Consider the following 14,624-nt stretch of genomic DNA (forward strand, 5'->3'; position numbering starts at 1 on the left):
TGACCTGATTCTATTTCTCCAACAACTTGAAGCTTAAAAGAAATTGAATAATCTTTTTGGGTACGCTTTACATACCCAGTGTTTTCTGATGGTTTCATTACACTAATGTTTTAGTGTATCGCTATTTCAGGACGGGACATATAGTGAACTAAAAAAAACAGCCTTAAATAGTTAGGGCTGCTTTTTTATTTAGATGTATTGCTTTTATTTAACAGCAATAAAAATTTCAGTTTTTAAATCTGCCGGATTGGGCGTATTCATTGGTGAATTTAAATAAGCTTCTAATGTTGGACCGTTTTCGTCTTGTTCTAAGCCACTTTCAGCAATAGTTTTCATAGCTGTTTCCCAAGCTTCTTTTAAATTATCGTAATCACCAGTTAATGTTGTTTTTACGGCTTTAAAAGGTTCTAATTTACCAGTTAAGATTGTGCTTCCTGTGGTAATTACTCTTGCCGTTGTTGGCACACAACATGAAAACATAACTGCATTATTTTCTTCATCCCATTTATGATATAAAATAAAAGGAGCTCCAGCCATGGTGATGTTATTATTTTGAGCATAAGTTATAACCTCAGGTAACATACTAGCCATTTTTGTTTGAAAATCTTCGAACGTGGTTGCTGTAGTGTTGTAAATATAAAAACCACCACTGTGTTGTGTGGTTTCTTTATCGACTACAATACTGTATTTTTTCATATCAGAAATCACGATACTATCTAACTTTTCTAAACTGCGTTCGTATTCCGGACCAATTTGTTTTTCCATACCACCCATAAAAGCAGTATAGGCTTTAAAACCAAAAGGTAAATCCTTTCCTGCAATGTCCCAAGTAACATCTGTAGAACCGTCCGCATTAGGTTTAAATTTCCATGATACATTCGATGGAGGAAAATCGCCAAATTGCATCATCTGATCTATGGATTTATTGGTATTGGTTTCTACCGTTTTCATGGTTCCAACACCATCTTCATCTTCCCAGGTGTACATGGCACCTTCTCCAACAGTTTGCTCTGGTAAAGTAATTTTCATGTCAGGATTTTTCTCTGCCCATGAAGACCAGGATTCCCAGTTTTTAAAATCGTTAACCTCGTTGTAAATAACAGCTGCAGGAGCATTTATTGTACGTGTTCTGGTAACGTTAAATTCGCTAGGTTGCACAGCAATGTAAATTGCTAAGGCGATTATAGCAATTAGAATAAGAAAGAATATGTATTTTAAGGCTTTCATGTGTATAATGGTTTGTTATGGTAAATCAAATTTACAAAATAAATAGAACTACTATTGTTTTCGGTGTATTAAAGTGATTACTTAAAAATAAATTTAATAGCAGCTATTAAACCTATAAAAGAGATAAAGGCAATAAGTACCCAAATAGTACCTTTATAGTATTGCTTATGTAATTTTAAATCTTTTCTGTAAGTATAAATTATTGCCAAAATAAATACAATTGCAAAACTTATGGCAAAAATTAATTGTCCTGTACTAAACATATTGTTATTTTTATGCAAAAATAATGATTACCAGCAGTAAAAACCGATTTCAATGAAAAATAAAATAGAAGCCGTTAAGGCATTTCATAATGCATTTAAAATAGGGCATTTAGAAACTCCAAAAGCCGATTTAGGTAACCTTAAAAATACGTTGCGCTATAATTTAATGAAAGAGGAAAACGAAGAGTATTTAGAAGCAGCGAATGATAATGATTTAGTTGAGGTTGCAGATGCGCTTGGAGACATGCTCTACATTTTATGTGGAACCATTATTGAACATGGTATGCAGTATAAAATTGAAGAGGTTTTTAACGAAATTCAACGCAGTAATATGAGTAAATTAGGTGAAGACGGACAGCCAATTTACAGAGAGGATGGTAAGGTGCTAAAAGGACCAAACTATTTTAAACCCAATATTGCAGCCATTTTAGAAAAGGAATAGTGAAAAGAAATATTGAAGTCTATAAAATAAAAAAGCAGTCGAAAGACTGCTTTTTTATTTTATAAGTGTATTATACTTTATAACGCCATCCATGCGTGTCTTTATCTAAATTATATTGAATAGCTGTAAGTTTTTCTTTAAAAAATGAAGCATAAGAGTTTTCTAATTTTGCAATCTCATGCTTTAAATCGCCATGTTTAAATCCTAAAATAGGAGTAATAACAGCCGCAGTTCCAGCGCCAAATATTTCTTTTAGGCTTCCGTCTTTAGCGGCATCTTTAATCTCCTTTACGCTTATGGGTCTAACATCAACCTTTATATTATTATCCTCGGCAAGTTGTATAATACTTTTTCTTGTGATACCATCTAAAATTCTATCGTTAGTAGGCGTTGTAATTAGTGTATCGTCTATTCTAAAGAATATATTCATCGTACCAGCTTCTTCTAAAAATTCGTGAGTATTGGCATCTGTCCATATTATTTGCTGGTATCCTTCTTTGTGTGCTAAACTTGTTGGGTAAAACTGAGCAGCATAATTTCCGGCAGCTTTGGCAAACCCAACGCCACCATTTGCTGCACGACTAAATTTTTCGGCAAATACTACACGTACCTCACCTGCATAATAGGCTTGTGCTGGAGACATAATAATTATAAATTTATAGCTATTTGCAGGAGAAGCAGAAATTGCAGGTTCTGTAGCAATAACAAAAGGCCTAATATACATAGAGCTGCCTTTGGTGTTTTTAATCCAGTCGCTATCTAAATGCAATAATTGTGTTAAGCCTTCAAAAAATAATGTTTTTGGAAATTCTGGCATAGCCAAACGTGCTGCCGATTTATTAATACGAGACCAATTATCTTCTGGCCTAAAAAGCCATACTTGGTTATCTGCATCTTTAAAAGCTTTCATGCCTTCAAAAACGGCTTGACCATAATGAAAAACACGAGCACTTGGATCAAATTGCATTGGGCCATATGGCTCAATAGTGGCATTTTGCCATTCGCCATCAATAAAATCACATGAAAACATATGGTCTGTAAACGTTTTTCCAAATGTTAAATTATTGAAATCAACACTATCAATTTTAGAAGTTTTAGCTTTTTTTACGGTAACGTTAGATGCAATCATTTTGGTTTATTAGGTTTTTACAAAAATACAGAATAAAGCGCTTAAAAATGAAATTTTATCCTTAAAATACTATCTTTGCTAAAGGAAAATTAAATTTTAAAATTATGAAAAAAATTATAGTGGCATTCGCCTTCGGAGCAGTACTTTTTGCATGTAAAAACGAAACGAAAACGACTACTGAAACAGATACAGAAATGATATCTGAAGAAATAGTAGAAGTAAATTATAAGTCTTTTGGAGAGGAAATAATTCCAGACGATGCTATTGCTGCTTCATCAATGGCAGAACATTACAAAGGAATGAATGTTGGTGACAGTATTAATACTAAAATGATTGCAAAAGTAAACGAAGTTTGCCAGGCAAAAGGCTGTTGGATGAAGTTAGATCTTGAAAATGGAGAAGAGGTTATGGTTAAATTTAAGGACTACGGTTTTTTTATGCCTAAAGATATTGCTGGCAAAGAGGTTATATTAAATGGTAAGGCATATGTTAATGAAGTACCTGTAGACGAGCAACGTCATTATGCTGAAGATGCAGGGAAATCTGCCGAAGAAATTGCGAAAATTACAGAACCTAAAAAAACATTCTCTTTCGAGGCAGATGGTGTTTTATTAGTCGAGGAATAGAAAGTTTATATTCAGCTATTACTAAGTCAATTACCAGAAATTTTTAATTAATTAGTTTTTGTTTGAAGCGTAAAATAATAACGACTAACGATGGTTCTAAAACCATTCATATTCCAGAGTGGAACGAGCAATATCATTCTACTCATGGCGCGATACAAGAGGCTAAACATGTTTATTTAAAACAGGGTTTAGCCTTTTTTTGTGCTTCTGAAGGTTTTGAAAAAAACAAACCAATTTCAATTTTAGAACTCGGGTTTGGTACGGGATTAAATACGTTTTTAACAGCGATTGAAACTGAAAGATTAAAACTACAGTGTCATTATGTAGGCGTAGAGGCTTTTCCTGTTATAGCCGAAGAATTAAAGCAATTAAATTATACTGAAACATTAAACAACGAAATAATTTTCAAAACAATCCATGATTGTAAATGGGACAAAGACTGTGAAATTACCCCAACTTTTCAGTTAAAAAAACTACAAATAGATTTTTTTAGAATAACAGATATTAATAAATACAATATTATCTATTTCGATGCTTTTGGTCCAAGAGTACAACCAGAATTATGGACAGAAACTATTTTTAGTATACTTTACAAGGCATTAAAACCTAAAGGAGTTTTAGTTACTTATTGTGCGCAAGGCGATGCCAGAAGAGCAATGCTTTCGGTTGGATTTTCTGTATCTAAAATTGAAGGGCCTCCTGGAAAACGGCACATGCTACGTGCTATTAAATAGCCTTGTACTCATTTATCAACTTATTTATTTTCACTTCACTATTAAGTTGAAACCCGAAGTTATTTCGTTAAAATTATTAAGTAAAATAATTGTGTTAAATCCAACTTAAACCTAAGGCTAAGCTTGCGGTTATATTGTATTTTTATAAAAAAAATGCGAGTACTAATTACAGGAGCGACTGGATTAATAGGAAGTGAGATTGTAAAACAATGTCAAGCAAAACATATTAAAATTAACTATTTAACCACCAGCAAAGATAAAATTGCTAACAAACCCGATTATCAAGGGTTTTATTGGAATCCGCGAGAAGCCAAAATAGATGTAAATTGCCTAAACGATGTAGATGCGATTATTCACTTAGTTGGTGCGAGTATCTCCAAACGTTGGACAGAAAAACAAAAACAGGCTATTATTAATAGCAGATTGCAAACAACCGCATTGCTTCACGAAACCGTAAAAAACAATCCAAACAACATAAAACAAATAGTGTCAGCCAGTGCTGTTGGTTATTATCCAGACTCTGAAACCAAATACTATAGTGAAGATGAACCTGAAATTAGCACCTCGTTCTTAGGGAAAGTAGTACAGGAGTGGGAGCAAGCTGTAGATACGTTTTCTACTTTAGATATAACAGTTTCTAAGGTGCGTATTGGTGTTGTATTTTCTAATAAAGGAGGTGGCTTTCCACAACTTTCGAAACCTATAAAATATGGTATTGGAGCTGCAATGGGAAGCGGTAACCAGTGGATGTCCTGGATTCATCTTGAAGATTTAGCAGGCATTTTTATTCACGTTTTAGAAAACGAATTAGAAGGTGTTTACAATGGTGTGGCACCTAATCCAGCCACCAATAAAACCATCACAAAGGCCATTGCCAAAAAGGTACAAATGCCTTTAGTATTGCCAAATATTCCAGAAGCCGTAATGAAATTTCTTTTAGGCGAAATGCACATTATATTATTTGAGAGCCAGCGTGTTAGTTCTAAAAAAATCGAGCAATCTGGTTTTAATTTTCGATATGTAAACCTGGATGCGGCTTTAGAGGAGTTAGTATAGAAATTTACTTTATAGTTTTCTTATTTTCAACAGTTATTTCAGAGCCTTCGGCAAGCATGACTGTTTCTGGTGACATGTTATTTAAACATTCAAAACCTTTTCCATAGTTAATTCCAAAATCAACGTCTATAACAAAATCTTCTACTTTATACTGTCTCCATTTAGGATGTGTCACTTCATATTCATTAGTAATGCTATTGTTCACCTTAGCATATCCCCAATAATGCTCTGTAATAAATTCTGTCACGCTATGCTCAGCAATTTTAGAAGATTCTAAATCGGCAACGACCTTAATAGAGTGCCATTTTTTATTCTTTTTCCAACTATACTCGACAACTCTATTCTTTTCATTTTCTTTCCATTGATGCCGCATTGGTAACGTTACGTAATGTTCTTTATAGATTGAATTTGCAACAAAAGTTAAAGCGGGTTTAGGCACTATTTCTTTAATAAAAACAACACCACGCTTCCAAGTGTTGTTTTCAAACCGTTTGACATAAAATCTTAAGTTAACTTCTTCGAAGTTAGTATGAAATGGAATTTTTACGCTAAGTAATTTGGTGTTTTTAAACATAAAACCAACTAAGCTAACGTAGCATTTACCTTTCCACAGATCCAGTTCTGTGCCTTTGGGAACATATTTAGAAAGCCTGTTTGGATCGATGGGATAGTTTGCAATTGCTAATTTTCTCCACTCCGCATTTAAAAAACTCATTATCTTTTTGTTTTGAAGTATTAATTTTTTCTAAAATAAAAACAGTTTAGTTAATAATAAGCCTAAACTGAAGAAAAGATTATTTATCATCTTGTCATTAGTAAACAATACAAATAAAAAAAGCCACATCTCTCGATGTGGCTTTTAAATAGAATATTTTAAACTCTAATTTAAGCTTTTTTAGCTTTAACAGATATTTTTAATTTTACATCATCTAAAATCATTTTATCTCCTAAATTTTCAGCAAATTTTCCAGAGTTGTACTTGATGTCAAATTCTGTTCTGTCAATGGTGAATTCATCACTGGTAAGAGTTATCATATCGCCATTCATTCCAACCATTACAGGTATAGTAATGTTTCTTTTAATATCTTTAATAGTTAAATTTCCACTTACATTATTACCTTCAACACTTGTAATTTCGAATGCAGCATTCGGAAATTTTTCGGCATTAAAAAAGTCAGCAGACTTAAGATGACCTTCAAGATCTGCTTTCTTTTTAGCATCTTCAAGATCTGTGTTATCTAATGTCGAAATATCGAAAATAAAATTACCACCAACTAATTGGTCTCCTTTCATTTTTACAACACCGTTAGATAAGTTTATAGTTCCAGTGTGTCCTCCAACAACTTTATTAGCTTCCCACATGACCATAGATTGTTCCGGCATTGCTTTATATGTTGCTTCTGCTTCTACAACTTCTACTTCTTTAACATCTGTAGTTTCTGTTTTTTTATCATTCTTACATCCAACTACAGCAAGACCTAAAGCTAACACTGTAAAGATATTTAAAACTTGTTTTTTCATTTTTAAATTTATTAATGGTTAAGCTACAAAGATAAATAACATTCCATGGAAAATACTTAAATATATCTTAAAACTAATTCATGTTATTTCATAGTATATGCCTTAATTACATGGATTGTATATCTTAAATATAGATAAAAAATAATTTGTGACATTTTGGCATTTTTACAATAATGGCAGTACTTTTGCCAACTTTAAGTAGTATTAAAAAAAATACAGAAATGAGCAAAGCAAAAGATAAAAAAGAAGATATAATTGAAGAGCAGGTTGAAAACACTGCAACCGAAGAGCAAATAGAAGTTGAAGAACTTTCTACCGAGGACAAACTTAAAGAAGAATTAGGCCAGGAAAAAGATAAGTTTCTAAGATTATTTGCTGAATTTGAAAATTATAAGAAAAGAACGTCTAAAGAACGTATCGAACTTTTTAAAACAGCAAGCAAAGATGTCATGGTGTCAATGTTACCCGTTTTAGATGATTTTGAGCGCGCTTTATTACACATAGAGGAAGATAAGGAAGCCGAAGAGTTAAGAAAAGGCGTCATGTTAATATACCAGAAGTTGTTAACAACTTTGGCACAAAAAGGGTTGGCAGTTATGACAGTGGTACAAGGCGATGTTTTCGATTCTGAAAAACACCAAGCCATTACACAAGTGCCAGCACCGAGCGACGATTTAAAAGGGAAGATTATAGAGGTTGTGGAAAAGGGCTATACACTTGGCGAAACTGTAATACGTTTTCCAAAAGTTGTAATCGGACAATAATTATAGTACTAACAAATATCTTCCTATTTTTAAAAGGATAACAATTGAGAATGGCAAAAAGAGACTACTACGAAATATTAGGCATAAGCAAAAATGCTACAGCTGCCGAAATTAAAAAAGCCTACCGAAAGAAAGCAATAGAACATCATCCAGATAAAAACCCGGATGATACGGCTGCCGAAACGAAGTTTAAAGAAGCTGCCGAAGCATACGAGGTGTTAAGCGATGAGAATAAAAAAGCCCGTTACGACCAGTTTGGTCACCAAGCCTTTGAAGGTGGTGGTGGTTTTGGTGGAGGTGGCATGAATATGGACGACATATTCAGCCAATTTGGCGACATTTTTGGAGGTGGCTTTGGAGGCGGTGGTTTCTCTGGATTTGGCGGTGGTTTTGGTGGCGGCCAACAACGTCGGGTGAAAGGAAGTAATCTGCGTATTCGAGTGAAATTAACGCTTGAGGAAATTGCGAATGGTGTCGAGAAAAAAATAAAGGTAAAACGTAAAGTTCAAGCCAATGGCGTTACCTATAAAACATGTAGCACCTGTAATGGTTCTGGGCAAGTAACACGTGTTACCAATACTATTTTGGGTCGCATGCAAACGGCAAGTCCGTGTACAACATGTAGTGGAGCCGGACAAATTATAGATAAAAAACCCGCTGGAGCAGATGCTCAAGGTTTAAAAGTAAAAGAAGAAACGATTTCTGTAAAAATACCAGCAGGAGTTGTAGACGGCATGCAACTTAAGGTTTCTGGCAAAGGTAACGATGCTCCAGGTAATGGTATTGCTGGAGATTTATTGGTAGCTATAGAGGAGCAAGATCACGCCACATTACAACGAGAAGGCGATAACCTGCATTACGATTTATATGTTAGTTTACCAGATGCTATTTTAGGAACTTCTAAAGAAATTGATACTGTTACTGGTAAAGTGCGTATTAAGATAGAAGCAGGTATGCAATCCGGGAAAATTTTACGCTTACGCGGAAAAGGAATTCCAAGTATTAACGGCTACGGTAAAGGCGATTTATTAGTACACGTTAATGTCTGGACGCCAAAAACTCTAAATAAAGAACAAAAGGAATTTTTTGAAAGTATGAGAGAAGATGAGCATTTCTCGCCTAAACCAGAACAAAGTGATAAATCGTTTTTTGAGAAGGTAAAAGACATGTTTTCATAGTAATTACATAAAATTAAAAAGAAAAATCTGCATTTAAAATGCAGATTTTTTTTGTTAAAAAAAGAACTTATTTAGCTAATAAAGCATAAGTTAAACAAAAAGTCTTATATTTGGTATATCATTGGTTTGCGCCAATGGTAATTTTTCTTTTTCATAGCAATTTTTTCCCATCCTTTATTTGCGTAAAGGGTGGGTTTTGTTTTTTGTGCGACTTTGTTTTTTAAGTGCGTAGTGCACGGTAAAGTTAATTAGTCGAACAAATCGTATCGCACCTTGGGATATCTTACTTTAATACGCCTTACAGCGTTAAAATAAATGTAAACAGCAAAGTTTCCCAATTAACATTTTCTATATTTACGCAACCAACAATATTATTATATGCATAACATATTAGAAGCACAATTGGTTTCTAAAACTTTTGGTGATTATACAGCACTCAACAAAGTCTCAATTGCTGTAGAAAAAGGCAGTATTTTCGGTTTGCTTGGTCCAAACGGAGCAGGAAAAACCACATTAATTCGTATTATCAATCAAATTACTATGCCAGATCAAGGTAAAGTAATTTTAGATGGCGAACCTTTGCAACGACATCACATTAAAAACATTGGTTATTTGCCAGAAGAGCGTGGGTTGTACAAATCTATGAAAGTTGGCGAGCAAGCCTTATACTTAGCACAATTAAAAGGTTTGGATAAAACCGAAGCAAAAAAACGTTTGCTTATGTGGTTCGACAGGTTGGAGATTGGAGATTGGTGGAATAAAAAAATACAGGAACTCTCGAAAGGGATGGCTCAAAAAATCCAATTTGTGGTTACTGTTTTGCATGAACCAAAGTTATTAATTTTCGATGAGCCTTTTTCCGGCTTCGACCCTATTAATGCAGATATTATTAAAAATGAAATTTTAAGACTTCGCAATGAAGGAGCAACAGTAATTTTTTCCACACATCGTATGGAATCTGTAGAGGAATTGTGCGACCATATTGCACTGCTTCATAAATCGAATAAAATTTTAGATGGTAATTTAAATACCATTAAAAAACAATACAAAACGAATACTTTTCAAGTAGGAATTAATACGCCAAATGTTATAGAATTACAACGTTTGCTTTCGGATAAGTTTACAGTTTCACCAGCAGAATTTAAATCGTTGAATAAGGATTTAAAACTTAATATAAAACTATCAGAAAACGAATCTGCAAACCATTTACTTAACTATCTAACCACTAAAGGCGAAGTGTCTCATTTTGTTGAAGTCATTCCAACTGCAAGTGATATTTTTATTCAAACTGTAAGGAATAATTAGAATTTTTATGAACCATTTACCACTAATTATAAAACGCGAGTACTTTACAAAAGTGAGAAATAAAGCTTTTATTATTATGACGTTTTTAAGTCCCATAATATTAATAGCATTATTCTCTGTAGTTGCGTATTTATCACAATTAAATAATAATAAAGAAAAGCAAATTTCAATTTTAGACGAGTCTAATACTATGGCTTCTGTATTTAAAGATTCTAAAACTATAAAATACGAAAACCTAAAAGGTTTAACACTTGAAAATGCTAAAAAAGTTGTAGAAGAAAAAGGGAGTTATGGATTACTTCATATCTCTAACTTTAAAGATGATAACGCAAACCAAAGTTATACCAACAAAACAGTAGAAGTAGAGTTTTACTCAACAGAAACGCCATCCTTATCTATAATTACAAACTTAGAGTCTGAAATTGAAAAACAATTAAGAGCTATAAATTTAGAGCAAAAAGGAGTTGACGTAAACCTGTTAAAATCGGCAACTATAGATTTAGTAATTAACCAAGAAAATTTTACCGGAGAAAAAACATCCAAGCAAGACAGTGTGGTTAAGCTAATTTTTGGAGGTGCTGCAGGTTATTTGCTTTTCATGTTTATTATTATTTATGGTAACATGATAATGCGTTCTGTTATAGAAGAAAAAACAAGTAGAATTATTGAAGTCATTATTTCTTCGGTTAAACCATTGCAACTTATGCTTGGTAAAATTATAGGAACCACTTTGGCAGGAATTACCCAATTTGCTATTTGGCTTATTTTAGGAGGAGTTTTATTAATAGTCGTATCATTAATTTTTGGAATAGATTTTACGCAGGTAAATATGCCACAACAGGAATTAATGCAACAAGCTATTGAAAATCCTGAAGCTAATAATAACATGCAGTTGTTTTTAAACTCGTTTTTTAATATGCCATTAGCGAATTTAATTATAGCATTTGTGTTGTTTTTTATTAGTGGTTATTTGTTATACAGCTCGCTATATGCTGCCATTGGTGCTGCTGTTGATAACGAAACCGATACGCAACAATTTATGATGCCTATTATAATGCCATTAATTTTGGCTGTTTATGTTGGCGGATTTACAGTGATAGAAGATCCTCATGGTACAGTTGCAACCATATTTTCATTTATACCATTTACATCGCCAGTAGTCATGCTTATGCGTATTCCTTTTGGAGTACCAATTTGGCAACAGGTACTCTCTTTGTTAATTTTAATTGGTACATTTATGTTTACTATTTGGTTGGCATCAAAAATATATAGAGTTGGTATTTTAATGTATGGTAAAAAACCAAGTTATAAGGAACTTTTAAAATGGATTAAATATTAATATGCAGGATAACGTAACAGATAAAATAGGAGAAACTGTTGAAGAAGTTGGAGAGGCAATAACAGATAGTAGTCTTTGGGAAAAATTTTTAGAATTTTTAAATTATTCTTTCTATACCTTTAAAAATGCTGACGATTCTGTCACGGGAGAATTAAAGGTAAAGTACATTTTACTTGTTATTTTAATTTTAATATTTACAACTTATCTTCTACGCTGGATTAGAAACCTGTTAACACGTAAAATGCCAGACGAAGACAAGGCTAAATTTACAACCGTGTTTTCGTTTGCGCGATGGCTTATTTACATTATAGTGTTTTTAGTTGCCATTAGTTCTTTTGGTATTGATGTTACTGCCGTTTTTGCTGCCTCTGCTGCTTTATTAATTGGTATTGGTTTAGCATTACAAACATTATTTCAAGACATCATTTCTGGTGTTTTTATTTTAGTAGACCAATCTGTTCATGTTGGCGATATTATTGAAATTGAAGGAAAAATCGGTCGCGTAGAAGAAATAAAACTACGTACCACAAGAGCTGTAACGATAGATAATAAAGTCTTAATCATTCCAAATCATTTGTATTTAACTAATAGTTTGTATAATTGGACACAAAATGGCTCTACAACAAGAGAATCGGTAGATGTAGGCGTAGCTTATGGTAGTGATGTGCAATTGGTAAAAAAGTTGCTTCTTGAGGCTGCAAAATCTTCAAAGTTAATTTTTAAAAATCCGCCGCCAAATGTCATTTTTACAGATTTTGGAGAAAGTTCTTTAAACTTTAGAGTAGCCTTTACTATTGAGGATAGTTTTAATGCCAGATTTCCTAAAAGTGAAGTGCGCTTTGCAATCGATAAGCTTTTTAGAGAACATAATGTAAGTATTCCGTTTCCGCAACGCGATATTCATATTATTCAAAAAGAAGATCAAAACATTCAATTAAGTATGCATGATAAATCTAAAAATGATAATAATCCTAACACTAACCTAAGTATATGAAAAACAAAACATTGAAACTATTTGTGTTTGTTTTATTGTTTATGACAATCCATAACACGTTCGCACAACTTACAGATTTGGCGCGCTTAGAGTACTCTTATATACCTAAAAGTAAATCTGAAGATAGTTTTAGTAGATTTAGAACACTTTTAAATTATCCAATAAAAACAGATGAAGACTGTTATCTTGTGGTTGGTGGTGAATATAGCAGGATTGCCTTCGATATAGAAGATAATTATCCGTTTGATACTTCAAAATTAAGACGGTTACATATTATAGATTTTAACCTGGGTTACACCTTTAAGTTAAAAAGTGGCTGGCGTGTAGGCGCTAAAATTTCACCCAGAATAGCCTCTACGTTAACTAAGAAAATAACAAACGAAGATTTCTTTTTAAATGGAGGTGTTTACGCTATTAGTGATAGATCCAAGGACGAATCTTTAAAAAGACCTTATCGATTAATTTTAGGCTTAACTTATAATAGTACGACGGGAATACCACTACCATTGCCTTTTGTTAGTTATTACAGACGTGTAAACGAAAAATGGTCATTTAATTTAGGTGTCCCTAAAACAAACGTTAAATATTTCTTTAGCGAAAAAAGTATTATCCAAACCTTCGTAGGTATCGATGGGTATTTTGCCAATATTCAAGATAAAATTCTTATAGACGGTAAGGAGGCAGATCATATTTCACTTTCGGTTATAGTTGGTGGATTAGGTTATGAATACTGCTTTACCGACCATTTGGTTTGGTATGCGTATACAGGCTATACTTTTAGTATGAATAACAGATTAAGAGATGACAATAGAGATGAAGTTTTTAAATTAGACAATGAAAACGCTTTTTATTTAAGAACAGGAATTAAATTTAAGATATAATGTCAAAAATATTAGTAATAGAAGACGAAGCAGCGATTAGAAGAGTTTTAGTAAAAATCCTTTCAGAAGAAAACGATAAATACGAAGTTTTTGAAGCCGAAGATGGTTTAGTAGGTATCGATAAAATTAGAAAAGAAGATTTCGATTTGGTATTATGCGATATAAAAATGCCAAAAATGGATGGTGTAGAGGTGCTTGAAGCGGTCAAAAAAATAAAACCCGAAATTCCAATGGTTATGATTTCTGGTCATGGCGATTTAGATACTGCAGTAAATACCATGCGTTTGGGTGCCTTCGATTATATTTCTAAACCGCCAGATTTAAATAGACTGTTAAATACTGTGCGTAATGCATTAGATAGAAAAGAACTGGTTGTAGAGAACAAAATCCTTAAAAAGAAAGTTAGTAAAAAATACGAAATGGTTGGCGAAAGCGACGCTATCTCTCAAATTAAAGACATTATAGACAAAGTAGCGCCAACAGATGCGCGTGTTTTAATAACTGGACCAAACGGAACCGGAAAAGAATTAGTAGCACACTGGTTACACCAGAAAAGTGAGCGTGCAAAAGGCCCAATGATAGAAGTAAATTGCGCTGCTATACCAAGCGAATTAATAGAGAGCGAATTGTTTGGTCACGTAAAAGGGGCTTTTACAAGTGCGGCAAAAGACAGGGCTGGGAAATTTGAAGCAGCAAATGGAGGCACTATTTTTTTAGATGAAATAGGTGATATGAGTCTTTCTGCACAAGCAAAAGTTTTACGCGCATTGCAAGAGAGTCGTATACAACGTGTTGGTAGCGATAAAGATATTAAAGTAGATGTAAGAATAATAGCCGCAACAAATAAAAACTTGAAAAAAGAAATATCAGAAGGCAAATTTAGAGAAGATTTATACCATAGGTTAGCTGTCATTCTGGTAAAAGTACCAGCATTAAATGAAAGAAGAGCAGATATTCCATTATTGATAAAGCATTTTGCCAAGAAAATTTCTGGAGAACAAGGTACAGCAGAAAAAAGTTTTTCGGCTAAAGCCATAAAATTATTGCAGGAATACGATTGGACTGGAAACATTAGAGAGTTAAGAAACGTAATAGAACGCTTAATAATCCTTGGTGGAACAGAGGTAAGCGAAAATGACGTTAAGTTATTTGCAAGCAAGTAATA

At 33.2% G+C, this 14,624-nt stretch carries 16 protein-coding genes; 11 read left to right on the forward strand and 5 right to left on the reverse strand.

The features are described 5' to 3' along the window. Nucleotides 1-204: 204 nt before the first annotated feature. Together ACVC43_RS02280 and ACVC43_RS02285 are read right to left on the reverse strand one after the other, a co-directional pair. Complete coding sequence (locus ACVC43_RS02280; RefSeq protein WP_452222947.1) at nucleotides 205-1,227, reverse strand: SRPBCC family protein; 1,023 nt, start codon at nucleotides 1,225-1,227, stop codon at nucleotides 205-207. 77 nt (nucleotides 1,228-1,304) lie between these two features. After that, nucleotides 1,305-1,490 carry a hypothetical protein gene (locus ACVC43_RS02285; RefSeq protein ID WP_452222948.1) on the reverse strand — a complete coding sequence of 62 codons (186 nt, stop codon included), beginning with the start codon at nucleotides 1,488-1,490 and terminating at the stop codon, nucleotides 1,305-1,307. Between the two features lie 52 nt (nucleotides 1,491-1,542). Between ACVC43_RS02285 and ACVC43_RS02290 the strand changes: the two genes are divergently transcribed. Continuing rightward, complete coding sequence (locus tag ACVC43_RS02290) at nucleotides 1,543-1,932, forward strand: pyrophosphohydrolase domain-containing protein (protein ID WP_452222949.1); 390 nt, start codon at nucleotides 1,543-1,545, stop codon at nucleotides 1,930-1,932. Between the two features lie 70 nt (nucleotides 1,933-2,002). On the opposite strand, the gene ACVC43_RS02295 is transcribed toward ACVC43_RS02290, so the two are convergent. After that, nucleotides 2,003-3,061 (reverse strand): branched-chain amino acid aminotransferase, encoded by a 1,059-nt coding sequence (locus tag ACVC43_RS02295; protein WP_452222950.1) that lies wholly within the window; start codon nucleotides 3,059-3,061, stop codon nucleotides 2,003-2,005. A 104-nt stretch (nucleotides 3,062-3,165) separates the two neighbouring features. On the opposite strand from ACVC43_RS02295, the gene ACVC43_RS02300 reads away from it, so the two are divergent. The 3 genes from ACVC43_RS02300 (at nucleotide 3,166) to ACVC43_RS02310 (ending at nucleotide 5,477) form a co-directional block, all read left to right on the forward strand. Then, on the forward strand, nucleotides 3,166-3,687 hold the full coding sequence (locus ACVC43_RS02300) for a DUF4920 domain-containing protein (protein ID WP_452222951.1): 522 nt from the start codon (nucleotides 3,166-3,168) through the stop codon (nucleotides 3,685-3,687). 62 nt (nucleotides 3,688-3,749) lie between these two features. Continuing rightward, complete coding sequence (gene mnmD / locus ACVC43_RS02305) at nucleotides 3,750-4,421, forward strand: tRNA (5-methylaminomethyl-2-thiouridine)(34)-methyltransferase MnmD (protein ID WP_452222952.1); 672 nt, start codon at nucleotides 3,750-3,752, stop codon at nucleotides 4,419-4,421. 153 nt (nucleotides 4,422-4,574) lie between these two features. Continuing rightward, nucleotides 4,575-5,477 carry a TIGR01777 family oxidoreductase gene (locus tag ACVC43_RS02310; protein WP_452222953.1) on the forward strand — a complete coding sequence of 301 codons (903 nt, stop codon included), beginning with the start codon at nucleotides 4,575-4,577 and terminating at the stop codon, nucleotides 5,475-5,477. Between the two features lie 4 nt (nucleotides 5,478-5,481). Here the strand turns inward: ACVC43_RS02310 and ACVC43_RS02315 are convergent, their stop codons facing one another. Further along, nucleotides 5,482-6,192, reverse strand: a complete 711-nt coding sequence (locus ACVC43_RS02315) for a YqjF family protein (RefSeq protein WP_452222954.1) — start codon at nucleotides 6,190-6,192, stop codon at nucleotides 5,482-5,484. Between the two features lie 170 nt (nucleotides 6,193-6,362). Then, the gene (locus ACVC43_RS02320) at nucleotides 6,363-6,998 is read right to left on the reverse strand and encodes a YceI family protein (RefSeq protein ID WP_452222955.1); all 636 of its coding nucleotides are present in this window, start codon (nucleotides 6,996-6,998) and stop codon (nucleotides 6,363-6,365) included. A gap of 221 nt (nucleotides 6,999-7,219) precedes the next feature. Here ACVC43_RS02320 and ACVC43_RS02325 point away from each other — a divergent pair, with 221 nt between their 5' ends. The 7 genes from ACVC43_RS02325 to ACVC43_RS02355 all read left to right on the forward strand — a co-directional run bounded on the left by ACVC43_RS02325 (nucleotide 7,220) and on the right by ACVC43_RS02355 (nucleotide 14,622). Then, complete coding sequence (locus tag ACVC43_RS02325) at nucleotides 7,220-7,762, forward strand: nucleotide exchange factor GrpE (RefSeq protein ID WP_452222956.1); 543 nt, start codon at nucleotides 7,220-7,222, stop codon at nucleotides 7,760-7,762. 50 nt (nucleotides 7,763-7,812) lie between these two features. Further along, on the forward strand, nucleotides 7,813-8,940 hold the full coding sequence (gene dnaJ, locus ACVC43_RS02330) for a molecular chaperone DnaJ (RefSeq protein WP_452222957.1): 1,128 nt from the start codon (nucleotides 7,813-7,815) through the stop codon (nucleotides 8,938-8,940). 378 nt (nucleotides 8,941-9,318) lie between these two features. Beyond that, nucleotides 9,319-10,245: an ABC transporter ATP-binding protein gene (locus ACVC43_RS02335; protein WP_452222958.1), complete on the forward strand. Its 927-nt coding sequence runs from the start codon at nucleotides 9,319-9,321 to the stop codon at nucleotides 10,243-10,245. Nucleotides 10,246-10,252: 7 nt separating this feature from the next. Continuing rightward, the gene (locus ACVC43_RS02340) at nucleotides 10,253-11,584 is read left to right on the forward strand and encodes an ABC transporter permease (protein WP_452222959.1); all 1,332 of its coding nucleotides are present in this window, start codon (nucleotides 10,253-10,255) and stop codon (nucleotides 11,582-11,584) included. A gap of 1 nt (nucleotide 11,585) precedes the next feature. Then, nucleotides 11,586-12,578 carry a mechanosensitive ion channel family protein gene (locus ACVC43_RS02345; protein ID WP_452222960.1) on the forward strand — a complete coding sequence of 331 codons (993 nt, stop codon included), beginning with the start codon at nucleotides 11,586-11,588 and terminating at the stop codon, nucleotides 12,576-12,578. Beyond that, the gene (locus tag ACVC43_RS02350) at nucleotides 12,575-13,459 is read left to right on the forward strand and encodes a DUF6268 family outer membrane beta-barrel protein (RefSeq protein ID WP_452222961.1); all 885 of its coding nucleotides are present in this window, start codon (nucleotides 12,575-12,577) and stop codon (nucleotides 13,457-13,459) included. Before ACVC43_RS02345 ends, ACVC43_RS02350 begins: the two co-directional genes overlap by 4 nt. Further along, nucleotides 13,459-14,622, forward strand: a complete 1,164-nt coding sequence (locus tag ACVC43_RS02355) for a sigma-54-dependent transcriptional regulator (RefSeq protein ID WP_452222962.1) — start codon at nucleotides 13,459-13,461, stop codon at nucleotides 14,620-14,622. The genes ACVC43_RS02350 and ACVC43_RS02355 overlap by 1 nt, the downstream gene beginning before the upstream one ends. The last annotated feature ends 2 nt before the right edge of the window (nucleotides 14,623-14,624 follow it).

This window comes from Lacinutrix chionoecetis (genome assembly GCF_053604665.1).